The 23,088-nt window shown below is 59.4% G+C and carries 18 protein-coding genes; 12 read left to right on the top strand and 6 right to left on the bottom strand.

The window, feature by feature from the left end:
- Nucleotides 1-7: 7 nt before the first annotated feature.
- The 7 genes from VY732_RS21505 (at nt 8) to VY732_RS21475 (ending at nt 6,840) form a co-directional block, all read left to right on the top strand.
- The gene (locus tag VY732_RS21505) at nt 8-364 is read left to right on the top strand and encodes a DUF4398 domain-containing protein (protein ID WP_331691705.1); all 357 of its coding nucleotides are present in this window, start codon (nt 8-10) and stop codon (nt 362-364) included.
- Nucleotides 361-1,173 carry an OmpA family protein gene (locus VY732_RS21500; protein WP_116030472.1) on the top strand — a complete coding sequence of 271 codons (813 nt, stop codon included), beginning with the start codon at nt 361-363 and terminating at the stop codon, nt 1,171-1,173. The genes VY732_RS21505 and VY732_RS21500 overlap by 4 nt, the downstream gene beginning before the upstream one ends.
- 202 nt (nt 1,174-1,375) lie before the next feature.
- On the top strand, nt 1,376-2,815 hold the full coding sequence (locus VY732_RS21495; protein ID WP_007908347.1) for an aminotransferase-like domain-containing protein: 1,440 nt from the start codon (nt 1,376-1,378) through the stop codon (nt 2,813-2,815).
- A 78-nt stretch (nt 2,816-2,893) separates the two neighbouring features.
- A complete protein-coding gene (locus VY732_RS21490) occupies nt 2,894-3,364 on the top strand; it encodes a translation initiation factor 2 (protein WP_077574044.1) in 471 nt (156 codons plus the stop codon).
- A 166-nt stretch (nt 3,365-3,530) separates the two neighbouring features.
- Nucleotides 3,531-3,785, top strand: coding sequence for a YkgJ family cysteine cluster protein (locus tag VY732_RS21485; protein WP_331691704.1), 255 nt, complete (start codon nt 3,531-3,533; stop codon nt 3,783-3,785).
- A gap of 41 nt (nt 3,786-3,826) precedes the next feature.
- Nucleotides 3,827-4,432, top strand: a complete 606-nt coding sequence (locus VY732_RS21480) for an START domain-containing protein (protein WP_123595180.1) — start codon at nt 3,827-3,829, stop codon at nt 4,430-4,432.
- A 314-nt stretch (nt 4,433-4,746) separates the two neighbouring features.
- Nucleotides 4,747-6,840, top strand: a complete 2,094-nt coding sequence (locus VY732_RS21475; RefSeq protein ID WP_034155318.1) for an LTA synthase family protein — start codon at nt 4,747-4,749, stop codon at nt 6,838-6,840.
- Between the two features lie 75 nt (nt 6,841-6,915).
- Here VY732_RS21475 and VY732_RS21470 read toward each other — a convergent pair whose 3' ends face one another.
- A complete protein-coding gene (locus VY732_RS21470) occupies nt 6,916-7,074 on the bottom strand; it encodes a DUF3309 family protein (protein ID WP_169432680.1) in 159 nt (52 codons plus the stop codon).
- A 301-nt stretch (nt 7,075-7,375) separates the two neighbouring features.
- Here VY732_RS21470 and VY732_RS21465 point away from each other — a divergent pair, with 301 nt between their 5' ends.
- The 3 genes from VY732_RS21465 to csrA all read left to right on the top strand — a co-directional run bounded on the left by VY732_RS21465 (nt 7,376) and on the right by csrA (nt 8,908).
- A complete protein-coding gene (locus VY732_RS21465; RefSeq protein ID WP_331691703.1) occupies nt 7,376-8,191 on the top strand; it encodes an SDR family oxidoreductase in 816 nt (271 codons plus the stop codon).
- 63 nt (nt 8,192-8,254) lie between these two features.
- Nucleotides 8,255-8,587, top strand: a complete 333-nt coding sequence (locus tag VY732_RS21460) for a YnfA family protein (RefSeq protein ID WP_008088571.1) — start codon at nt 8,255-8,257, stop codon at nt 8,585-8,587.
- 135 nt (nt 8,588-8,722) lie between these two features.
- Entirely contained in the window at nt 8,723-8,908 is a 186-nt protein-coding gene (csrA, locus tag VY732_RS21455; RefSeq protein WP_077574041.1) for a carbon storage regulator CsrA, read from the top strand.
- 5 nt (nt 8,909-8,913) lie between these two features.
- On the opposite strand, the gene VY732_RS21450 is transcribed toward csrA, so the two are convergent.
- The 4 genes from VY732_RS21450 to VY732_RS21435 all read right to left on the bottom strand — a co-directional run bounded on the left by VY732_RS21450 (nt 8,914) and on the right by VY732_RS21435 (nt 14,217).
- Nucleotides 8,914-9,141, bottom strand: a complete 228-nt coding sequence (locus tag VY732_RS21450) for a YheU family protein (RefSeq protein WP_003192759.1) — start codon at nt 9,139-9,141, stop codon at nt 8,914-8,916.
- 185 nt (nt 9,142-9,326) lie between these two features.
- Nucleotides 9,327-10,517 carry an osmoprotectant NAGGN system M42 family peptidase gene (locus VY732_RS21445; RefSeq protein WP_077574040.1) on the bottom strand — a complete coding sequence of 397 codons (1,191 nt, stop codon included), beginning with the start codon at nt 10,515-10,517 and terminating at the stop codon, nt 9,327-9,329.
- A gap of 175 nt (nt 10,518-10,692) precedes the next feature.
- The gene (gene ngg, locus VY732_RS21440; RefSeq protein WP_007908368.1) at nt 10,693-12,441 is read right to left on the bottom strand and encodes an N-acetylglutaminylglutamine synthetase; all 1,749 of its coding nucleotides are present in this window, start codon (nt 12,439-12,441) and stop codon (nt 10,693-10,695) included.
- 3 nt (nt 12,442-12,444) lie between these two features.
- Nucleotides 12,445-14,217, bottom strand: coding sequence for an N-acetylglutaminylglutamine amidotransferase (locus VY732_RS21435; protein WP_331691701.1), 1,773 nt, complete (start codon nt 14,215-14,217; stop codon nt 12,445-12,447).
- A 363-nt stretch (nt 14,218-14,580) separates the two neighbouring features.
- Between VY732_RS21435 and VY732_RS21430 the strand changes: the two genes are divergently transcribed.
- The gene (locus tag VY732_RS21430) at nt 14,581-19,389 is read left to right on the top strand and encodes an NEL-type E3 ubiquitin ligase domain-containing protein (protein ID WP_331691700.1); all 4,809 of its coding nucleotides are present in this window, start codon (nt 14,581-14,583) and stop codon (nt 19,387-19,389) included.
- Nucleotides 19,390-19,392: 3 nt separating this feature from the next.
- Here VY732_RS21430 and mnmC read toward each other — a convergent pair whose 3' ends face one another.
- Complete coding sequence (mnmC, locus tag VY732_RS21425; RefSeq protein WP_331691699.1) at nt 19,393-21,372, bottom strand: bifunctional tRNA (5-methylaminomethyl-2-thiouridine)(34)-methyltransferase MnmD/FAD-dependent 5-carboxymethylaminomethyl-2-thiouridine(34) oxidoreductase MnmC; 1,980 nt, start codon at nt 21,370-21,372, stop codon at nt 19,393-19,395.
- A 172-nt stretch (nt 21,373-21,544) separates the two neighbouring features.
- On the opposite strand from mnmC, the gene pap reads away from it, so the two are divergent.
- On the top strand, nt 21,545-23,059 hold the full coding sequence (gene pap / locus VY732_RS21420) for a polyphosphate:AMP phosphotransferase (RefSeq protein WP_331691698.1): 1,515 nt from the start codon (nt 21,545-21,547) through the stop codon (nt 23,057-23,059).
- Nucleotides 23,060-23,088: the final 29 nt, after the last annotated feature.

Below are 23,088 nucleotides of genomic sequence, written 5' to 3'. Positions count from 1 at the left end.
ATTCTTAGTGAGTATTCGACCTCTTTTCGCGGCTGTGGCCGTTCTGGCTCTGGCCGGTTGCGCGACCGATCCGGCACCCAATGAGCAAATGCGCCTGACCGAGCAAGCCATCACCCAGGCCAAGGCTGTTGGCGCTACCGCCGACGAAGTGCCGGAAATGAAACTGGCCGAAACCAAATACAACCGCGCCAAAGGCAGCATGGCGGACGAGTCCTACCGCAACGCGCGCATGCGTGCGGAACAGGCCGAACTGGATGCGCGTCTGGCCGAAGCCAAAGTGCTGACGCAAAAAAGTGAAGAACAGGTGAATGTGCTCAACACCCGCATCGTCCGTCTGCGCAAGCAACTGGGAGATGCCCAATGAGTCTCAAGTCCAAAGCTGTCGGCGGCCTGATCCTCGCCGCTTGTGCCAGTCTGTACGGCTGCGCCGGTCAGCACAGCGAATCCGCTCTGCAAGAAGCCAGCGCCGACTTCCAGAAGGTCAAGGAAGACTCCAACGTGCTGCGCATCGCGCCGAAAGACGTGATCCGCGCCGGTGAGTCGCTGGCCCGTGCCGATCGTCTTTCGACCTATTGGGGCAGCGGTTCCGACGTCGTGCATTACGCTTACCTGAGCCAGCGTTACAGCGAAATCGCCCGCGAGCACACCAATCAAGTGCTCAACGAAGAGCGCGCGGCCAAGCTCGAACTGGACCGCCAGCGCCTGCAACTGGCTCTGCGTGAATCGAAACTGTTGAGCGTGCAGCAGCAGGGCAAATGGCTGGAAGAACAGATCGTTGCACTGGCCACCACGCAGACCGACCGAGGTCTGGTGATGACCCTCGGTGATGTGCTGTTCGATACCGGTGAAGCGGAGCTGAAAAACTCGGCCAACCGTGTCGTGCTGAAGATCGTGCAGTTCCTGCAACTGAACCCGAAACGCGTGGTGCGCATCGAGGGCTACACCGACAGCACCGGCGGCAAACAGGAAAACCTCAAGCTGTCTCGTGACCGCGCGCAATCGGTCGCCGACGTGTTGATGGATCTGGGCATCGACGACAAACGCATTCAGGTCGAAGGTTACGGCGACGAATACCCGGTGGACGCCAACGCTTCCGAGCGCGGACGAGCACAGAATCGTCGGGTTGAGATTGTCTTCTCTGATGAAAAAGGCCAGCTCGGCGCCGCCCGTTAAGGGTTGCGTCTCTGGAAAGCCCGGGCTGTCATGCAGTGCCGGGCTTTTTTACGTCTGTCGAATGGCTCGCAAATCAGTACAGTCAGGGGCAGACACCGCACTGTATGGTCGAGTAATGTAGCAACTGTCCCAGTACACTTCCAAACTGTTCCGGTATTGTTTCACACAAGAATAAAATGCCCGTGAAATCGAGTGCTGCGTCATGACCAATCTCTTGCTCTACCAACGTATTGCTCAGCAACTGGCCGAAGACATCCGCCGTGGTGTCTATCAACCGGGGGAGCGCGTGCCTTCGGTGCGCAAGATGAGTTCGCAGCTCAACGTCAGCCATGCGACGGTGTTGCAGGCTTACGCCAATCTTGAAGATCAGGGGCTGATTCGCGCACGGCCACAGTCCGGTTATTACGTACACCAAACGCCTGCGCTCACCGCGCCGACGCCGGACATTGCCCGGGTCGAACGGCCGGGGCTGGTCACTCGCAGCAGCATCATTCAACAGGTGCTGGTCGAATCACGCCGTGAAGGTGTGTTCCCGCTGGGTGCGGCTGTGCCCAGCGTGGATTACTTGCCGGTACGCGCACTGCATCAGCAACTGGCCAAGGTCACTCGTTTCCATAGCCCGCGCGCCTTCAGCTACATGTTCAGCCCCGGTTTTGAACCGCTGCGCCGGCAAGTGGCAATCCGTATGCGCGATGCCGGCGTGGTGGTCGATCCGTCGGAAGTGGTGATCACCCACGGTTGCGTCGATGCCTTGCAGATGTCGTTGCGCGTGCTGACCCGTCCGGGTGATTTGATTGCTGCTGAGTCGCCGACCTATTACGGTCTGCTGCAACTGGCTGACCTACTCGGCCTGAAAGTCATCGAGATTCCCAGCGATCCTGCCACCGGCATGAGCCTCGAAGCCTTGCAACTGGCGGCCAACCAATGGTCGATCAAAGCGCTGGTGCTGACTACGCGCCTGAGCAATCCGCTGGGCGGCACCATGCCCGAAGAGCGGCAGAAACAGTTGCTGCGTCTGGCCTCGGATTTCGATATCCAGATCGTCGAAGACGATATCTATGGCGAACTGATGTTCGAGCAAGGCAAAACCAAAGCGCTCAAGGCTTATGACCGGCTGGATCGGGTGATCTACTGTTCGAGTTTCTCCAAGACCCTGTCACCCGGCGTACGCATCGGCTGGATGATCGCCGGCAAGTACCAGCAGGAAATCCAGCGCTTGCAGACCTTCAGCACACACTCGGCGTGCAGCGTGACGCAGATGGCGATTGCCGCTTATCTGGAAAACGGCGGATATGACCGGCATTTACGGTACATCCGCCAGGAATACCGGAAAAACCTCAGTGCCTTCCAGTTGGCGGTGCAGCAGTACTTCCCCGAAGGCACGCAAATGACCCGGCCCACGGGCGGTTTCATCCTCTGGGTGAGCCTGCCGGGGAGGGTGAACACACAGGAATTGCATGTCCGCGCGTTGCAGCAGGGCATCAGCATTGCGCCGGGACTGATCTTCAGTAATACCGAGCAGTTCAACCACTGTATCCGCCTTAACTGCGGGATTCCGTGGAACCGCGAGGCGGAGCGCGCGCTGATGACCTTAGGCATGCTGGCGACGCAACTGTGTCAGGAAACCGCTGGCGGATTCTGAACGAGCGCTGGCTGATGCTTGTCTTGTGGCGCCCAACAAGCGAGCATATGGCCCTCTGCCGTTAGTGTCGTTGGGTCCATGAAAGCGATTTTTCCTGCCGCTTGGGTTTTGTTGGGTTTGCTGATGATCGGTCATGCGCCTGGAGCCGTGGCCGCTGCGGTTCAGGACAAACCGGCCGCAACGAGTCCCGCTAAAAAAAACACGCCTGCGCCAAAGGCCGCTCCGGCGAAGAAACCCCAGCAAAAAATCATCAAGAAGCGCAAGCCGATCGCCTCCAAATCGAAACCCGCCAGCGAAGTGGTGAAAACCAGATTGCCGTCGGCCAGACTCGATCTGAGCCTGCCCAAGGACATGGTCCAGGAGCTGAAGCCCAAGGGCACGGTTGAGTTGCCCAAGCGCGAGCCGATCCTGCCGCAGATGTTTGGCGAGAAAAACAACGGATTCCAGCTCAACGGCCGCCTGCTCAGCAACGAAATGCAGTTGCAACTGCGCAACGAAGAGCGTCGTGAAGTCGAAGGCGCAGCGCTGGATTTTGAGTTCAAGCAGTAAACCCCGGCCCATCTGTGACCCGCAGACCAGACGCTTTGTCGGAGACTGGTCAGTCACATTCAGTTATCGCTAAAAACCCCGGTTCAGGGAATTTAAAACAGCCGTTTTAGCGGTTACTCTGTCCGCGTCCCTTTTACACATCGCCCGTCGCGAGGAAACGTTCGTCATGAAATGCCGTGAAGGCTGTGGCGCTTGCTGCATTGCCCCTTCCATCAGTTCGCCGATTCCCGGCATGCCTGATGGCAAACCTGCTGGCGAACGTTGCGTGCAACTCTCGGTCGAAAACCTGTGCAGAATTTTCGGCCGCCCGGAGCGCCCGGCAGTCTGTTCGGGCTTTGCTGCGGATGTCGAAGTCTGCGGCAGCAGCTCGGAAGAAGCGATCAGGCTGATCGGCTGGTGGGAGCAGATGACGGCGGCGTGATGTGTCAAACGAACGGAACTTCAACAATAAGGAATAAGACTATGGGTTCGCTGCATCGTATCGCTGTGTTGTGTGGTTTGACCGCTGTGCTGGCCACGTCCGTCGCTCAGGCTGAAGACTGGAAAGTCGCCAAGAACGAGGACGGCATCAAGGTGTCCCTCAGTGAAGTGCCGGGTTCGGACTACAAGTCCTACCAGGGCGTTGCGCTGATGAAGACCACCGTCGCCAAACTGCGCGCACTGCAGGAAGACGTTTCCGGCGCCTGTGCCTGGATTCACGAGTGCAAGACCCAGAAACTGCTCAAGCACGAAGGCGATCAGAGCTGGACTTACACCCAGTTCAACACGCCTTGGCCAGTCACCCCGCGTGATTCTGTGCTGAAAGTCACCACTGTCGAAGGCGCCGATGGCAGCCTGACCCGTAACCTCGAAGGTCTGCCGAAGTACATCCCGGAAGAGAAAGGCTTTGTCCGTGTAGCGCAGGTCAAAGGCTTCTGGAAGTTCGTGCCCAAAGGTGATCAGGTTGAAGTGACCTACCAGGTGCACACCGAGCCAGGTGGCAGCGTGCCGTCGATGATTGCCAACAAGTTTGTTGTCGATGCGCCGTTCAACACCCTCAAGGCTTTGAAAGAACGCGCCGAGAAGTAATCTCGCGCTCAAACAAAACGCCCCGACCGATTCGGGGCGTTTTGTTTTGTATCTATATTGTGTTTCCAGATATGCGTTGCACGAAATTTTCACAAAGTGTTCAAGACAATTCGCCCGCGCTGTTTGCACGCTGTCCCGGTTTGCCGCTGCGCTAAATGAAAGTGTCTGGCGGTGGGGCAGTAATCAATGGCAATGGTGCGGGTGATCGTGCAACATTTGCGCACCGCGCAAGCCCCGGGGTCTGGAATGACCAATAGAGGGCATGGCGCCGCTGTCTTTTTGCAACTTCAACTTCCAATGGGTCCTAAAACGACATGGCAAACCCGGACGCCCTGAATCAGCAGCGATCTTCTGCTCGCCTGCTGCAACCGACCGTCAAATCGCATCTGGCCTACACGCTGCTTTGCGCGCTGGTCATGATGGTGATGTTTTCCGTGCTGCGCCTCGCGCTGCTGGTCTACAACCGCGAGATGATCCTCGACACCCCGGCCTCGACTTTCCTCGAAGCCTTCGCCAACGGCCTGCGTTTCGACCTGCGCCTGGTGGTTTACGTGTGCATTCCGCTGGTGCTGGCACTGTTCAGTGCACGCGCCATGGCCGCGCGCGGCTTCTTCCGCCTGTGGCTGACCATAGCCTCGAGCATCGCGCTGTTCCTCGGCTTGATGGAAATGGACTTCTACCGCGAGTTTCACCAGCGCCTCAATGGTCTGGTCTTCCAGTATGTGAAGGAAGACCCGAAAACCGTGATGAGCATGCTCTGGTACGGTTTCCCGGTGGTGCGTTATCTGCTGGCATGGGTCATCGGCACCGTCATTCTGACCCTCGCGTTCAAAGGCGCCGACCGTGCCACCCGTCCACGCGGACCTTTCAGCGGCGGCAGCGTCAGCAGCCGTCAAGTCGCGCCGTGGTACACCCGTCTTGCGGTGTTCGTGGTCTGCTTGCTGATCTGCGTGGTTGCCGCTCGTGGCACTCTGCGTCAAGGCCCGCCGATGCGTTGGGGTGACGTGTACACCACTGATTCCAACTTCGCCAACCAGCTCGGCCTCAACGGCACGCTGTCGCTGATCGCGGCCGCCAAGGACCGCATGGGCGAAGACCGCGACAACATCTGGAAAGGCACACTGCCGCAAGAACAAGCGCAGAAAGTCGTGCGCGATATGTTGCTGATGCCGGATGACAAACTGGTCGATGCCGATATCGCCGCCGTGCGCCGTGAATACACGCCGCCGGCCGACAAGACCCTGCCGATCAAGAACGTCGTCGTGATCCTGATGGAAAGCATGGCCGGTCACTCGGTCGGTGCGTTGGGCGCGCCGGGCAACATCACGCCTTATCTGGACAAACTGTCGAAGGAAGGCCTGCTGTTCGATCGCTTCTTCTCCAACGGTACGCACACCCACCAGGGCATGTTCGCGACCATGGCCTGCTTCCCCAACCTGCCGGGTTTCGAATACCTGATGCAGACCCCGGAAGGCAGCCACAAACTGTCCGGCCTGCCGCAGCTGCTCAGCGCCCGCAACTACGACGACGTGTACGTCTACAACGGCGATTTCGCCTGGGACAACCAGTCGGGCTTTTTCAGCAATCAGGGCATGACCAACTTCGTTGGCCGTAACGACTTCGTCAACCCGGTGTTCTCCGATCCGACCTGGGGCGTGTCCGACCAGGACATGTTCGACCGTGGCCTGCAGGAGCTCAAGGCGCGCGAAAACGGCAAGCCGTTCTACGCGCTGCTGCAAACCCTGTCCAACCACACGCCGTACGCCTTGCCGACGCCATTGCCGGTTGAGCGTGTGACTGACCGTGGCAGCCTCAACGAACACTTGACCGCCATGCGTTACGCCGACTGGGCACTGGGTCAGTTCTTCGAGAAGGCGCGCAAAGAGCCGTACTTCAAGGAAACGCTGTTCGTCATCGTTGGCGACCACGGTTTCGGCAACGAGCGCCAGATCACCGAAATGGACCTGGGTCGCTTCAACGTGCCGATGCTGATGATCGCGCCGGGCATCCAGGAGAAGTTCGGTACCCGTGACCACACCGTGGGCACGCAGATCGACATCGTGCCGACCATCATGGGGCGTCTGGGTGGCGAAGTGCGCCATCAGTGCTGGGGCCGTGACTTGCTCAACCTGCCGGAAGGCGACACCGGTTTCGGTGTGATCAAGCCGTCGGGCAGCGAGCAGACCACAGCCATCGTCACTGCCGACCAGATTCTGGTCCTGCCGAAAGACAAGGAAATGGGTCCGAAGATCTGGCAATACCAATTGGGTGCCAATCCACATGCCGAGATCGTTCCGAATGCACCGCGCACGGCCGAGTTGAAACTCAAACTCGAGGCGTTCCTGCAAACGGCGACCAAGAGCCTGATGGACAACACTGCCGGTGTAATCAACGGCAAGCCGGACTGATCGCGCAGCGATCATAAAATCCGTGCAATAAAAAAGAGGCCCTGAACAGGGCCTCTTTTTATTGCGCTTGAATCGTTATATCCGACCGAGTAACAGCAGGACCAACAGCACCACCAACACCACGCCGATAATGCCCGAAGGACCGTAACCCCAACTTCTGGAGTGCGGGAAGACCGGCAGACCACCGATCAGCAACAGGATCAGGATAATGATTAGAATTGTGCCCATGTCGATTTCCTTGTTGATAGTGTTCGAGAAGTCTTGGTATTCAAGGGCGACTGGAGACTAAGTAATTCCAGACGGCTTACAAATTCCGACCTGTGCGCATGAAAGAAAATTCAATGTTTTTTTAATGTATTTGGATCGCAGACTTATTTCCTTTTTTCCTCTCGTCTAGTTCAGAACTCAGACCATTTTCGGGAATCCAACGCGCCACGGTTTGCCCTCACCATTCAGCAATCTGATGGAGCGTGGGCGCGCGCCGATCCTTCGCTACACTCGGCGCATCTTCCCCGGAACAACAAGGCTGTCTGCTATGCAAAATCGCATGATGATCACTGGTGCGGGCTCGGGCCTGGGTCGCGAAATCGCGCTGCGCTGGGCGCGTGAAGGCTGGCAACTGGCCTTGTCGGACGTCAGCGAACCCGGCCTGCAGGAAACCCTGAAAATGGTCCGCGAGGCGGGTGGCGACGGCTTCATTCAGCGCTGCGATGTGCGTGATTACAGCCAGCTCACCGCGTTCGCTCAGGCGTGCGAAGAGAAGCTGGGTGGCATCGACATCATCGTCAATAACGCCGGTGTTGCCTCGGGCGGTTTCTTCAGCGAATTGTCGCTGGAAGACTGGGACTGGCAGATCGCGATCAACCTGATGGGCGTGGTCAAGGGTTGCAAAGCGTTTCTGCCGCTGCTTGAACAAAGCAAAGGCAAAATCATCAACATCGCCTCCATGGCCGCATTGATGCAGGGCCCGGCGATGAGTAATTACAACGTGGCCAAGGCTGGCGTGGTAGCACTTTCGGAAAGCCTGTTGATTGAACTGGCGCAACAGGAAGTCGGCGTGCACGTGGTCTGCCCGTCATTCTTCCAGACCAATCTGCTCGACTCTTTCCGTGGCCCGACCCCGGCGATGAAAGCGCAGGTGGGCAAGTTGCTGGAAAGTTCGCCGATCACGGCGGCGGACATCGCCGACTACATCTATCAGCAAGTGGCAGCCGGCGAGTTCATGATCCTGCCCCACGAACAAGGGCGCATGGCTTGGGCGATCAAGCAGAAAAACCCGCAACTGCTCTATAACGAAATGACTTCCATGGCCGAGAAAATGCGCGCCAAGGCGAAACAGAACAACGGCTGAGCTTGCCCGTAACAGACGGCGTCGTTAGGGTGGCCGCAATGGTCACCCTGTCGAGACGCATCAATGCTCAATTACTTGTGGTTCTTCCTCGCGGCGCTGTTTGAAATCGCCGGTTGCTTCGCCTTCTTCATGTGGCTGCGCCAGGGCAAAAGTGCTCTGTGGGTGATTCCTGCGCTGCTCAGTCTGACCTTGTTCGCGTTGTTGTTGACTCGCGTCGAAGCCAATTATGCCGGGCGCGCCTACGCCGCGTACGGCGGGATCTACATCGTCGCGTCGATTGGCTGGCTGATGGTGGTCGAGCGGGTGCGTCCATTGGGTTCGGACTGGATCGGCGTGGCACTGTGCGTGATCGGCGCCAGCGTGATTCTGTTCGGGCCGCGATTTTCTGCGGCGTGAGGGTTGCTTGTCGGAAACGTCTGACGGCTTGATGCGAGCATGGCTGTAAGGCAAAACTGATTTGCCCGCCATGCATTGTAGAGCCGCGGCAAGCCGCGCATCTTCAGGGCTCGCTAACCCTGAAGGACGAATCTCATGCTTGTACTCAGCCGTGTCGTTGGTGAGTTGATTTCAATCGGTGATGACATCACCTTGCGCGTTCTGTCAGTGAACGGCTCCAGCGTGCGCTTTGGCGTCGAGGCCCCGCAAAAGGTCAACGTGCACCGCGCGGAGGTCTATGAGCGGATTCAGCGCAAGCAGGCCACGCAGAAAGTTCGCTGAGGATTTCAGTCGAACAGGTGCTTGGGCACGTCGTGCTTGAGCATCAACTGGCACTGCTCGCTTTCCGGGTCGAAGACGATCAGTGCCTGGCCTTTGGTCAATGCCTGACGCACGCGCAGCACGCGGGTTTCCAGCGGCGTGTCATCGCCGTTGTCGGTGCCGTCGCGGGTGACGAAATCTTCGATCAGGCGGGTGAGGGTGTCGACTTCAAGCGCGTCGTAGGGAATGAGCATGGGCACCTCGGTCAAATCAATGTCGGGATGCTACGGCGATTGCGGGTTGGCTGCCAGTTTTGTGTTGCCTGTACTTACGTCATCGCGAGCAGGCTCACTCCTACAGGGGAACGCATTCCAAATGTGGGAGCGACGGTGCGACGATTCGACCTGCTCGCGAAGGCGATGGTTCTGCCAACAAAGAGTTAACTATCGGAACGCTGCCCCACCAGGCTGTCGACCGACGGCACCCGCGTATCGCTCTCCATCTGCGTGTCATGCTCAATCTGATGACTGAAGCGGTCCAGCGAAGCATTCGCTGGCGCTGCATCGCTGGCGAACACCGGTGGGCTCAAAATGTAAGCCCCGAGCAGTCGGCTCAGTGCCGCCAGACTGTCGATGTGCGTACGCTCATACCCATGCGTCGCATCACAACCAAAAGCCAGCAGGGCAGTGCGGATATCGTGCCCGGCGGTGACCGCCGAATGCGCATCGCTGAAGTAATAGCGGAACAGGTCACGGCGCACCGGCAGTTCGTTTTCACCGGCCAGACGCAACAAATGTCGCGACAGGTGATAGTCATACGGGCCGCCGGAATCCTGCATCGCCACACTCACCGCGTGTTCGCTGGAGTGCTGCCCCGGAGCGACCGGCGCGATGTCGATGCCGACAAACTCACTGACATCCCACGGCAATGCTGCCGCCGCGCCGCTGCCGGTTTCTTCGGTAATGGTGAACAGCGGATGGCAGTCGATCATCAGTTCCTGACCGCTGTCGACGATGGCTTTGAGTGCCGCCAGCAGCGCGGCAACTCCGGCCTTGTCATCGAGGTGGCGGGCGCTGATGTGGCCGCTTTCGGTAAACTCCGGCAGCGGATCGAACGCCACCACGTCACCGATGCTGATACCCAGCGAATCGCAATCGGCCTTGGTCGCACAGTAGGCGTCCAGACGCAGTTCGACGTGATCCCAGCTGATAGGCATTTCATCGACGGCAGTGTTGAACGCATGTCCGGACGCCATCAGCGGCAACACGCTGCCGCGAATCACACCGTTGTCGGTAAACAGGCTGACGCGGCTGCCCTCGGCAAAACGGCTCGACCAGCAGCCGACCGGGGCGAGGGTCAGTCGCCCGTTGTCCTTGATTGCACGAACCGCTGCACCGATGGTGTCGAGGTGCGCCGAGACCGCGCGGTCGGGGCTGTTTTTCTTGCCCTTGAGCGTGGCGCGAATGGTGCCGCGCCGGGTCATTTCAAACGGAATGCCAAGTTCTTCCAGACGCTCGGCGACGTAGCGCACGATGGTGTCGGTGAACCCGGTGGGGCTGGGAATGGCGAGCATTTCCAGGAGGACTTTTTGCAGGTAGTTGAGATCCGGTTCGGGGATTTGCGTGGTCATGGAAACTCCTGATGGGTTGAGCACACCGATGGTTTCGATGAGGAAATATGGGTAGTGGATTTAAGGGCCTCTTCGCGAGCAGGTCGAATCGTCGCACCGTCGCTCCCACATTTGGAATTCATTCCCCTGTGGGAGCGAGCCTGCTCGCGAAGGCGTCAGCCCGTACAAAGCAGATTCAAGAGACAACCGGCTGACTGTGCGGAAACAACAAATCAACAAATCGCTCCGCCGTCGGCTGCGGCTCATGGTTGGCCAGCCCGGCACGTTCGTTGGCCTCGATAAACACGTACTCCGGCTGATCCGCCGCCGGCACCATCAAGTCGAGGCCAACCATCGGAATATCCAGCGCCCGCGCCGCCCGCACCGCGGCATCGACCAGCGTCGGATGGAGAATCGCTGTGACATCTTCCAGCGTGCCGCCGGTGTGCAGATTCGCCGTGCGCCGCACAAACAGATGCTCACCCGCCGGCAAAATGCTGCTGTAGTCGTAACCCGCGGCATGCAAGGTGCGCTGGGTTTCGTGGTCCAGCGGAATCTTGCTTTCGCCGCTGGTGGCTGCTTGCCTGCGACGACTCTGCGCTTCGATCAACGCGCCCACCGAATGCTGACCATCGCCGACCACTTCCGCCGGTTTGCGAATCGCCGCCGCGACCACTTCAAAGCCAATCACCAGAATCCGCAGATCAAGCCCTTCGTGAAAGCTTTCCAGCAGCACGCGGCTATCAAATTGCTTCGCTGTTTCGATGGCTTGCTGCACCTCTTCGATGCTCTGCAAATCCACCGCCACGCCTTGACCCTGTTCACCGTCGAGCGGCTTGACCACCACTCGTTGATGCTCATCGAGGAAGGCCAGATTGTCGTCGGCATTACCGGCCAGTTGCTGCGACGGCAGGTTCAGCCCGGCGCCTTTGAGCACTTTGTGCGTCAGGCTTTTGTCCTGGCACAGGCTCATGCTGATCGCGCTGGTCAGGTCGCTCAACGATTCGCGGCAACGCACGCGGCGCCCGCCGTGGCTAAGGGTGAACAGCCCGGCATCGGCGTCATCCACTTGCACATCGATGCCGCGTCGATGGGCTTCTTCTACGATGATCCGCGCATACGGATTGAACTGTGCCTCCGGCCCCGGGCCGAGAAACAGCGGCTGATTGATACCGTTCTTGCGCTTGATGGCAAAGGTCGACAGGTTGCGGAAACCGAGCTTGGCATAGAGGTTTTTCGCCTGACGGTTGTCGTGCAATACCGACAGGTCGAGATAGCTAAGGCCGCGACTCATGAAGTGCTCGATCAGGTGCCGCACCAGCACTTCGCCGACACCCGGTCGCGAGCACTGCGGATCAACCGCCAGGCACCACAGGCTGCTGCCGTTTTCCGGGTCGTTGAAGGCTTTTTGATGGTTCAGGCCCATGACGCTGCCGATCACCGCGCCGCTGTCTTCATCCTCGGCGAGCCAATACACCGGGCCGCCCTGATGGTGCGGAGTCAGCCGCGTGGCATCGATCGGCAACATGCCGCGTGCCTGATACAACTGATTGATCGCCTGCCAGTCCGCCTCACTTTGCGCGCGGCGGATACGAAAGCCGCGAAACACTCGAGTCGCCTGCCGGTAGTCGCTGAACCACAGGCGCAAGGTGTCGGATGGATCAAGGAACAATTGCGTCGGCTCCAGGCCGAGAATCTGCTGCGGTGCTGCAACGTACAAAGCGATATCGCGCTCGCCGGGCTGCTCTTTGAGCAGCTCCTGCGCCAGAGACGCAGGATCGGGAAAGGTGTGGCCGATCAGCAACCGGCCCCAGCCGCAATGCAGCGCAATCGGCTCGGCGGCCAGCGTGCTGCCGTCTTCGGCCAGGCGCGCCTGCAAGCGTTCATAAGACGGTGTCTGACCGCGTAGCAGCCGTTGGTTGATGGCCGTGGCGTGGGGTTTCATCGATCAGATTCCTTGTTCACTGAGCCACAGGTTCAGGGCTGCCAGTTGCCACAGCTTCGAACCGCGCAACGGCGTCAACTGGCCTTGCGGATCGGTCAGCAACTTGTCGAGCATGGCCGGGTTGAACAGGCCGCGATCCTGACTTGGATCAAGCAGCAGTTCGCGCACCCAGTTCAGCGTATCGCCCTGCAAGTGCTTGAGACCAGGCACCGGGAAGTAGCCTTTTTTGCGGTCGATCACTTCACTTGGAATCACTCGACGCGCGGCTTCTTTCAAGACTTGTTTGCCGCCATCGGGCAGCTTGAATTGGCCCGGCACTCGCGCCGAGAGTTCGACCAGTCGATAGTCGAGAAACGGCGTGCGCGCCTCCAGACCCCAGGCCATGGTCATGTTGTCGACGCGTTTGACCGGGTCGTCGACCAGCATCACCGTGCTGTCCAGACGCAGAGCTTTGTCGACGGCAGCATCAGCACCGGGCTGGGCGAAATGTTCTTTGACGAAGTCGCCGGCAGCGTCATTCGCAGTCAGCCATTTCGGCTGCACGGTGGCGGCGTAGTCGTCATAACTGCGGTCGAAAAACGCGTTGCGATAGGCCGCATACGGATCGGCTGCGCCATCGACTTGCGGGTACCAGTGATAACCGGCGAACAGCTCATCCGCACCCTGGCCGCTCTGTACCACCTTGCAGTGCTTGGCCACTTCGCGCGACAACAGATAGAACGCGATGCAGTCATGGCTGACCATCGGCTCGCTCATCGCACGGAACGCGGCGGGCAGTTGCTCGATGATCTCTTTCTCGTCGATACGCAACTGATGGTGTTGGGTGCCGTAGTGTTTGGCGATCAGATCGGAATACTGAAACTCGTCACCGCGCTCACCGCCGGCATCCTGGAAACCGATGGAGAAGGTCGACAGGTTCTCCACGCCGACTTCACGCAATAGGCCGACGAGCATGCTCGAATCGACACCGCCGGACAGCAGCACGCCGACATCCACCGCCGCACGTTGACGAATTGCCACCGCTTCGCGAGTGCTGTCGAGGACGCGGTCGACCCAGTCTTCCAGCTTCAGGTTTTTCTCGTCTTCGTGCGGGCCGTAGGGCAGGGTCCACCAGGTTTTCTGCTCGGTGGTGCCATCGGCTTCAACGCGCATCCAGGTCGCCGGTGGCAGTTTTTCAATGCCGGCCAGCAGGGTGCGCGGCGCCGGGACCACGGCATGGAAATTCAAGTAGTGATTGAGCGCCACCGGGTCGAGAATCGGGTTGATGTCGCCGCCCTTGAGCAACGCCGGCAACGCCGAGGCAAAGCGCAAACGCTGACCCGTGCGCGACAGGTACAACGGCTTCACGCCGAGACGGTCGCGGGCGATGAACAGGCGTTGGGCGTCGCGTTCCCAGATGGCAAAGGCGAACATGCCATTGAGCTTCGGCAGCAACGCTTCGCCCCAGGCGTGATAGCCCTTGAGCAGTACTTCGGTGTCGCCACCGGAATAGAAGGCATAACCCAGCGCTTCGAGTTCGGCACGCAGTTCCGGGAAGTTGTAGATCGCGCCGTTGAAGGCCAGGGACAGGCCCAGTTGGCTGTCGATCATCGGCTGCGCCGAGCCGTCCGACAGGTCCATGATTTTCAGGCGCCGATGACCTAGGGCAATCGGCCCTTGGGCATGGAAGCCCCACGCGTCGGGGCCGCGAGGGGCCAGGTGATGGGTGATTCTCTCGATCGCTGCAAGGTCTGCAGGTTGTTGATCAAAACGTAACTCGCCAGCTAATCCGCACATAAAATCCTTACCGGTTTTTCCGTTGGGGAGGGGTCAAGCAGTACCTCGCCAGAAGGGCGGGTACTCAGAAACTGACCAGACTCGGTAGGGGGAGTTTTAGATCGATAAGTTATAAAGAGGCGACTCTGCCTTTTGCGCGACAGTTATGAGGGCTGATCGGAAGACGCGGTCTTTGCGCGCGCCGATGCGTTTTTCTGCGTCAGCGCTTCACGGGCACGGTAATGCTCGCCGGGTGGTGCAAGGCTATTTTATTCATGACAAAAAGTGCTTGATTGGCCTGGATTACCCACAGGATTTTGAGTTGTTAATCACTGCGCGTCACCGCTAACGTCAAAGGCTCAACCGCAATAAAGGACTATTGCAATGCTCGCCCAAGACAACAAACCTGCTCAGGCTCAAGGGGCCATCCTGAGCACTTTATTCGACGCAACCGGCGACCTCGACACCGCTGAAACTCTGGAAAAAACGCTCCCGGCGTATTTGCTCCAGGCGTCGGCCACCAGCCTGGCAAGGCTGGATGAAATCAACCGTGAACTTTACGCCCGGCAACTCAAGGTCAATAAGGAGCTCGCCCGGCTAAAACCGTTGGCCGACTTCTGTATCAGCGAACTCAACGCGGCACTGAACCAAAAATGGCCGGCGCTTTATGACGCAGGTGTGGATGTGGTCAGTCTGCCGGGTGTTGATTGTGGCTGCGAAACGACTGCGACCGATCAGGCCGGGATAGACCTCGTCAAACACGCCTCGCAAACGCTTTTGCAGGCTGCCATGCAAAACTTCACCGAAGACGAGGAGCAGGCTGACGCGTTTCCCGATGGCAGTCAGGTGCGCCTGAAAAGCGCGCCGCAGGGTGTGAGCGGCTTGACCCCAGCGGCGTTTGCTTCGTTTTGCCGGCAACTGGATCTGGGCCAGAAATACCAGGAGCATCTGCAGCAAGTGTTCGGCCTGTGTGATGAAAGCGGCAAAATCGTGGCGACCAGTGCCATGACCCGTGATATCGCCGCGTTGAAACAGTCGTTATTGGAACTCGATGCGCACCTGGCCGTGCTCAAAGGCGATATCACAGCGGCAGGCTTGCGCATGTTGCAGGACCTGGTGATGGCCGAGGGCGTGGCGTCGACGCAATCCCTGCGGTACGGCAAAGAACCGCTGATCATGCAGGGCATCAAGCTACTCGACAGCTGCGTGTGGGGCGTCGTCGTTTTTTCCACACGCTCCGTGGAACAACACCCTGAGGACGGATGCATGGTGTACATGGCCGGCGAGCCTGAGCGGGCCGTGTACGAATACCCGAGTTTCAATGCATTCAAGGGCTACCTGGTGCAACAACTGAAAAGCGCGGATTATCGGGACTACTTTGCCCGCAGCCTCGACGAAGATGACAAGGCGGATTTCTTCCAGACGCTCGCTGAAAAAGGCGATCTGGGTCTGGTCAAACAATGGCCGATCAGCGTGCCGCTCTTCGATTTCATGGTGCAAAGCCATGTCGGCAAGTTGCAGATCGACGCACGCAAACTGGCAGTGCCTACTGCTGATATCGATGAAGAGACGCGCCGCAAGCGTCTGCTCGATTTCATTCAGCGCGGAGTGAATATTGCCTCGGTGGCCGGGCTCTTCGTGCCGGTGCTCGGACAATTGATGATGGGCGTCGCGGTGGGGCAATTGCTTGGCGAAGTGTACGAAGGTGTCGAAGACTGGCAGCGCGGTGATCATCAGCAAGCCCTGTCGCATCTGCTCAGCGTGGTCGAGAACATCGCGTTGATGGGCGTCTTCGCCGGCGGGCAAAAAGTGTTGGGGACACTGGGTCGCAAACTGCTGCGCACGCACCCGCAGTTCTTTGGGGAATTCACTGCCATTCTCAATCACGCCGGTAAAGCGCGCCTGTGGAAGCCCGATCTCGCGCCCTACGAGCATTCTCTCCCGGCAGGGTTCACCATCGATGCCGGCTCCAAGGAGTTTTATCAGATTGGCGCGAAAACCTTTGGCAAGGTTGACCATCGTGTGTTCGCCGGCCGCTACGATATCGACGCTAACCTGTGGCGTCTGGAGCACGCCGAACGAACGCAAGCCTATACCCCGGAACTGGTCCGGCACGTCGAAGGCGGTTGGCGGCTACCCGGCGAAGAGCCGGAGGAATGGGGCAGCTCCGCGTACGCACTCAAACGCATCGATCCGCACTTGCGCGAATTCGTCGACAGCGACCTGGACATGATGCGTCGACTCAGCGACACCTCGCATCAGACCGTGCTCGACACCTTCAACGACAATCTGAGCCTGCCTGTGCGCCTGCGCGATACCGTCGAGCGTGTACGCATCGGGCTCCAGTTGCGGGAGTTGACCGTGGAGCTGGAAAACGGCGAGACCCATTCCGGGCAATCTGGCGAGACGCTGATGCATGCCTTGCCGAAACTGCCGGGCTGGCCCACCGACCGCTATATCGAGGTGGTCGGAGAAGAAGGGGCCGTCGAAGCAACCTATCCGGCGAACAGTACGATCGACGAAACGCTGGGTGTGGTTGTTACCCGGGACCAATTGTTGCAAACGGTTATCGATGGTCTGTACCAAAACGAGGTCGATGCATTGCTTGGCGGCAAAGTCGCAAGAAGCACAGAGGAACGCGCACTGGCGAAAAAGCTGGGTGCGGCGCTCAGGTCCGATTATCGCGCGGTGTTCGAGCGTCTGTATCAACGCTACGACGAGAGTCAGGCGGATGAGCTGCTCAATTTGCGCAAGGTTTTCGCCGACATCCCGGCACGCTATGGACAACGCCTGATCGACCGCGCACCCAGTGTCGAGCGCCAGCACCTGCGCGCCACCGCACGGGTGCCATTGCGGCTGGGGCAGCGCGCCCGGGCCGCTGCCGCCAAGGTGCGGCTCGACCGTGGGTTGACGGGATTTCACTGGCCACTGCTGGCGAATTCCGATACCGACAAACTGGCCATTCAGTTGCTGCCACGCCTTGGCGGCTGGGATAAAAAACTGCGCCTGGAGGTGCGCGAAAAGGCGTTGACCGGAGCCGTGCTGGAAGCCATCGGCGATGCGTCCGCGACCGCCGACGATACCTGTTACCTGGTGAAATCCGCTCATGGTTATGAAGCATTTGACGGCGACAAAAAATCCCTTGGCAAGGTGGCGTCGGCGCCCGACGCGTTGTACTCCGCCGTCCTGAAGGCGCTCCCGTCACGTCAGCGTGAGGCGAGCGGATTGATCGATGCCGGACAGAGCAGCAGACAGCGCTTGCGCAGCAAATTGCTCGACGCAGGGTTCGAAGAGCGCGAAGCCACCGGGCGCACACTGGTCAACGGCAAGTACGAACCGCCGGGCATCGAGCCGGCCTGCGTGCAAGGCGATCAGGCCCCGGCGACACACCACTCAGGCAAGTTGCTGCGCAAAGTGCGCAAACTCTATCCCCGCCTGGATGACGCGCAGGCCAGTCAATTGCTTGACGAGCTGGGCGACGATCCGCTGAGCCAAGCGATTCGGGTCAAAGCCTTGCGTCAGGATTTGAAAACCCTGCGTGACGTTCTTTTTATCTGGAGTGAAGATGGCGCCGCCCTGAAGGCGATGGGGGGTGATCTGGCCGAAGCACGGCACAGCCGCAAGATGGCGGCCGAACTGATCGAGAAGGCCTTTCGGCGGTTTGACTGGACCGAGGGTGAACAGGGCAAATCGGTCTGCGCCCTCAATCTCGATCGAATGCGCATCGGCAAGCTGCCGAGCATGCCTGCGGGATTGAGCTTTGACCATATCCAGCGTTTGTCGATGAAGGACGTGGAGCAGAATGATGATGTCACGTACTTCCTCAAATCCTTCAAACAGCTTGAGTCGCTGGAACTCGACAACAATAAAATCACCCGGCTCCCCGAAGTGCTGTCGCATATGCCCAACCTCAAGCGATTGAGCCTGGAGGGCAATCAGCTAAAGCTGACCGAGCAGACATTGACGAAGCTGAACCGGCTGCGCACGCTGACGAATCTTGATCTGAACGACAACCCGTTGGGCGCCACTCCGGATGTCAGTCAAATGAGCAAACTGCGTCTGTTGCAACTGCGCCAAACGGGGATTACCGAACTGCCTCAAGGTCTGCAGAACCTCGCCCATATCGAATGGATGAATCTGAGCAAAAACAAAATCAAGGAATTGCCCGATTGGCTGTTTCAAAAACCGCGACGATTTACCCGGACGCTCAACCTGGGGGGCAATCCCTTTTCTGAAACCAGCAAAACGTATCTGGATAACTATCGCAATAACTACGGTATAGGAATGGGTTTCACCGCAGACGACATTGCCCGGCTCCACGAACAGACCGCACGCTCATTATGGCTCACCAAGACGACCGGTGAGGAATGGCTGACGCAGGTGCGGATCTGGCAGGCGTTTCGCGACGATCCCCGTGCCGAAGGCTTGTTCCAGCTACTCGCGCGACTGGGCGATACCGCCGACGGAACGAAGGGCAGCGCTGACATGCAGCGACGGATCTGGGAAGTATTGAAGGCAGCAGAGGCTGATGGCCCTCTGTGCGATGAGTTGCTCGATATGGCCGCCAACCCGATCAATTGCGATGACACAGCGGCGATCAATTTCAGTCATCTTGAAGTTGCTGTTCACGTCGATCATGTCACCAAGGGAGCCGGCGGCAAGGTCACTGCCAAACCGCTGCTCGAACTCGGCCGCAGTCTGTTCCGGCTGCATCGACTGAACGCGATTGCCCACGACCATGCGGTCAAGGTCGGGAAGTTGGATGAAGTCGAGGTGAACCTGGCTTATCGCATCGGGCTGGCGAAGACCCTGGACCTGCCCGGCCAGCCGCAGAACATGCTGCTCGGACCGGAGAGCGGCGTGACCGCCGCTGATCTGGAAAAGGCGCAACACCGGATCGCTACAGATGAACTCTCCCCCCAATGGCTCGAATTCATGCAGCAGCAGACGTTCTGGCGTGACTACCTGAAACGTACGTTTACGCGCCAGTTCTCGCAGATTGAAGAGTCGTTCGCGCCGCGTATGAGTGCCCTGGATGAGCAGGCGGACACACTGCCCAGTGCTGACTATCTGAGTCAGGGGCTTGCCCTCAAACTTCAAAAGGAGCAGGCGCAAGAGGCAGAGTTCAAGCGCCTTACGCAAGAGTCTATCCGCCTGATGGACCTGGGCCTGTGCGTGATGCCAGACATGTGAGATTCACTTGCCGCGAATCAACTGACGCAGGACGAAGCGGTTAGGGTGACAGGCTTCGGCGACACTGCGTGGCAGCGGCAGCGGCTCGTTGTCCAGCCACGCGGCGAGCAATTCGCCTGACAGCGGCGCGGTGATCAGACCGCGAGAGCCGTGGCCGCTGTTGATGTATAAGCCGTCGAGCCAAGGGCAGGCAATGTCCGGCACCTGACGGGCATCCTTGCTCAGGGCGGCATAGGCCTCGAGGAACGCTTCGCGGTCGGCGAGCGGGCCGACAATCGGCAAATAGTCAGGGCTGGTGCAGCGAAAAGCTGCGCGGCCCTGCAGGTTGTCGACCGGCTGTTCGCTGATGTGCAGACGCGCGACCAGGTCGCTGGAGATCTCTTCGAGCATCGCCAGATTGCCCACATGCTCGGCCGTGGTCGGCGTCAGGTCATCGCTGTTGAAATCGAAACTGGCGCCGAGGGTGTGTTCGCCCAAGCGGGCCGGGGCGACGTAACCTTCGGCGCAGACCACGGTGCTCAGCGCTTGGCTTTCTGTTGTTTCGGCGAGACGAGTGATCTGCCCGCGAATGCGTTTTAGCGGCAGTTCGGCACTTTGCGCAAAGCGTTTGATCTCGGCAGCGCCGGCCAGCACCACGACCGGCGCGCTGGCGAGCAAACGTTCACCGTCCAGCGCCTGCCACTGATCATCGACCTTGCGCAGTTGTAGCGCTTCGCTATGGCTGAGCAGTTCGATGTTCGGCTGCGCCGCTTGTGCCTGACACAACGCCCGCGGATGCACCCAGCCACCTTCGGGATAGTACAAACCGCCATGGCTCACGCCGACCCCGGCGCGGACTTGCGCCTGGGGCTGATCCAGCCACTGCAACAGATCTTCGGGAAAGGCTTCAGCCAGTTGTGCGTGGCGCTCGGCTTCCTTGGCATTGAACGCCAGTTGCAGCACGCCGCAATCGTCCCAATCGGTGCCACGTTGCAGGGTTTCCAGCAGGCGCCGGGTGTAACCGAAACCGCTGACGATCAGTTGCGACAACGCCGTGCCGTGGGCAGACAACTTCAGGTACAGCACACCTTGTGGATTGCCGGAGGCTTCCTGCGCCACGGCTGCATGGCGTTCCAGCAACGTGACCTGCCAGCCGCGTGCGGCCAGGCTGGACGCCGTGGCGCATCCGGCCAGACCGGCGCCGATCACCAGCGCACGCCGCTCACCGACAATCGGGGCAGGGCGCGCGAACCACGGCTTGTCCGGCACTGGCGGCGCAACTTCCGCTGGCCAGCCGAGAAATTCGCCACGGAGGATTTCCCACTTGTGGCCGATGCCCGGCGTGCGCTTCATTTTGAACCCGGCAGCGTTGAGCAAACGCCTTACCCAACCGGTGCTGGTGAAGGTACTGATAGTCGAGCCTGGCGCTGCCAGTCGCGCCAGTTCGACGAACAGTTCGGCGGTCCACATGTCGGGGTTTTTCGCCGGGGCGAAACCGTCGAGAAACCATGCGTCGATCTGCGCGTCGAGCTGCGGCAGCTGTTCCAGTGCATCGCCGATAAGCAGCGTCAGTGTTACGCGGCCGTTGGCTAACGTGATGCGCTGAAAACCCTGATGGATCGCTACGTAGTGCGTCAGCAACTGATCGGCCAACGGCTTGAGTTCCGGCCACAGGGCCAGCGCACGTTTCAGATCGGCAGGGCTCAGCGGGTATTTTTCGACGCTGACGAAATGCAGCCGCGCACCGGCCACCGCATGCTGCTCGAACAACTGCCAGGCGCAGAGAAAATTCAGTCCGGTGCCAAAACCGGTTTCGCCGATGACCAGCCGCCCATCCGCCGGCAGCGCGGTAAAACGTTCGGCCAAACGGTTCTGTTCAAGGAACACGTAACGGGTTTCATCCAGACCTGATTGGTCGGAAAAATACACGTCATCGAACACCCGCGAACGCGGGCGTCCCTGGTCATCCCAGTCGAGTTGGGCGTGGGGCAATACAGGTTTCATGGCAGGCTCGGCAACGACAAGGCGGCCATTCTAGCCGATCGCGCAGGGGCTGCTTGATCCATGGCAAGGCTTGCGGTCACTGACTCACGGACAATCCGCCACCTGCGGGAATTTCTGCGCCGCTGCTATGCCCAATCCGCTAGTCTTGCTGAATCCTGGAAGGAGCCGTCCCATGTTTGAATCCGCTGAAATCGGTCACGCCATCGACAAAGACACCTTTGATGCGGCCGTCCCGGCATTGCGTGAAGCCTTGCTCGAAGCTCAGTTTGAATTGCAGCAGCAGAAGCGTTTCCCAGTGATCATCCTGATCAACGGTATTGAAGGTGCGGGCAAGGGCGAGACGGTCAAGTTGCTCAACGAGTGGATGGATCCGCGCCTGATCGAAGTGCGCACCTTCGATCAGCAGACTGATGAAGAGTTGTCGCGGCCACCGGCGTGGCGCTACTGGCGGATGCTCCCGGCCAAGGGGCGCATGGGGATCTTCTTCGGTAACTGGTACAGCCAGATGCTCCAGGGGCGGGTGCATGGCTTGTTCAAGGATCCGCGTCTGGATCAGGCAATCGCCGGTGCCGAGCGTTTGGAAAAGATGCTCTGCGATGAAGGCGCGCTGATCTTCAAGTTCTGGTTTCATCTCTCGAAGAAACAGATGAAGGCCCGGCTCAAAGCACTGGCCGATGATCCGCTGCACAGCTGGCGCATCAGCCCGCTGGACTGGCAGCAATCAGAAACCTACGACAAGTTCGTCAAATACGGCGAGCGCGTGCTGCGCCGTACCAGCCGTGATTACGCGCCGTGGCATGTGATTGAAGGCGCCGACGCCAACTACCGCAGCCTGGCGGTCGGCAAGATTCTCCTCGAAGGTTTGCAAAATGCGCTGAAACGTCCGGACGTGCATCCGCACGATGTCAGCGCCGCGCCTTTGGGCACGCCGGTCGATCAGTTGAACCTGCTCGACAGTCTCGACCTGACCCAGCGCCTTGAGAAGAAAGACTACGAAGAGCAACTGATCACCGAGCAGGCGCGCCTGTCCGGGTTGATGCGCGATAAACGCATGCGTCGTCACGCGCTGGTCGCGGTGTTCGAAGGCAATGACGCGGCGGGCAAGGGCGGTGCGATCCGTCGGGTCGCGGCGGCGCTCGATCCACGTCAATACAACATCGTGCCGATTGCCGCGCCGACTGAAGAAGAAAGAGCCCAGCCGTATTTGTGGCGTTTCTGGCGGCACATTCCGGCGCGCGGCAAGTTCACCGTGTTCGACCGTTCCTGGTATGGCCGGGTATTGGTCGAGCGCATCGAAGGTTTCTGCACGCCGGCCGACTGGCTGCGCGCTTATGGCGAGATCAATGATTTCGAGGAGCAACTGGCCGACGCCGGGGTGATCGTGGTCAAGTTCTGGCTGGCCATCGACAAGGACACGCAGATGGAGCGTTTCCAGGCGCGCGAAGAAATCCCCTTCAAGCGCTTCAAGATCACCGAAGACGACTGGCGCAACCGCGACAAGTGGGATGACTACCGCGCCGCCGTGGGCGATATGGTCGACCGCACCAGCTCGGAAATCTCGCCGTGGACGCTGGTCGAGGCCAATGACAAGCGCTGGGCGCGGGTGAAAGTGTTGCGCACGATCAACCGCGCACTGGAAGAAGCCTTCGAGAAATCCGACAAGCGCGCGAAGAAACACAAGGACTGAAGCGATGGGCACGCATACGCGGGGTGAAT

It is taken from the genome of Pseudomonas sp. ZY71, from assembly GCF_036542145.1.
Lineage (GTDB): Bacteria > Pseudomonadota > Gammaproteobacteria > Pseudomonadales > Pseudomonadaceae > Aquipseudomonas > Aquipseudomonas koreensis_A.
Note: the sequence above shows the minus strand (reverse complement) of the source record. Positions and strands in the feature narration are given on the sequence as shown.

Excerpts from the sequence above, each read along its gene's own strand:
- VY732_RS21430 (WP_331691700.1), top strand. The coding sequence starts at position 14,581 with ATGCTCGCCCAAGACAACAAACCTGCTCAGGCTCAAGGGGCCATCCTG.
- VY732_RS21445 (WP_077574040.1), bottom strand. The coding sequence starts at position 10,517 with ATGACCACGCAAATCCCCGAACCGGATCTCAACTACCTGCAAAAAGTC.
- ngg (WP_007908368.1), bottom strand. The coding sequence starts at position 12,441 with ATGAAACCCCACGCCACGGCCATCAACCAACGGCTGCTACGCGGTCAG.
- VY732_RS21465 (WP_331691703.1), top strand. The coding sequence starts at position 7,376 with ATGCAAAATCGCATGATGATCACTGGTGCGGGCTCGGGCCTGGGTCGC.
- VY732_RS21500 (WP_116030472.1), top strand. The coding sequence starts at position 361 with ATGAGTCTCAAGTCCAAAGCTGTCGGCGGCCTGATCCTCGCCGCTTGT.
- VY732_RS21435 (WP_331691701.1), bottom strand. The coding sequence starts at position 14,217 with ATGTGCGGATTAGCTGGCGAGTTACGTTTTGATCAACAACCTGCAGAC.
- csrA (WP_077574041.1), top strand. The coding sequence starts at position 8,723 with ATGCTTGTACTCAGCCGTGTCGTTGGTGAGTTGATTTCAATCGGTGAT.
- VY732_RS21450 (WP_003192759.1), bottom strand. The coding sequence starts at position 9,141 with ATGCTCATTCCCTACGACGCGCTTGAAGTCGACACCCTCACCCGCCTG.
- VY732_RS21490 (WP_077574044.1), top strand. The coding sequence starts at position 2,894 with ATGAAAGCGATTTTTCCTGCCGCTTGGGTTTTGTTGGGTTTGCTGATG.
- VY732_RS21480 (WP_123595180.1), top strand. The coding sequence starts at position 3,827 with ATGGGTTCGCTGCATCGTATCGCTGTGTTGTGTGGTTTGACCGCTGTG.
- VY732_RS21475 (WP_034155318.1), top strand. The coding sequence starts at position 4,747 with ATGGCAAACCCGGACGCCCTGAATCAGCAGCGATCTTCTGCTCGCCTG.
- VY732_RS21485 (WP_331691704.1), top strand. The coding sequence starts at position 3,531 with ATGAAATGCCGTGAAGGCTGTGGCGCTTGCTGCATTGCCCCTTCCATC.
- mnmC (WP_331691699.1), bottom strand. The coding sequence starts at position 21,372 with ATGAAACCTGTATTGCCCCACGCCCAACTCGACTGGGATGACCAGGGA.
- VY732_RS21495 (WP_007908347.1), top strand. The coding sequence starts at position 1,376 with ATGACCAATCTCTTGCTCTACCAACGTATTGCTCAGCAACTGGCCGAA.
- VY732_RS21460 (WP_008088571.1), top strand. The coding sequence starts at position 8,255 with ATGCTCAATTACTTGTGGTTCTTCCTCGCGGCGCTGTTTGAAATCGCC.
- pap (WP_331691698.1), top strand. The coding sequence starts at position 21,545 with ATGTTTGAATCCGCTGAAATCGGTCACGCCATCGACAAAGACACCTTT.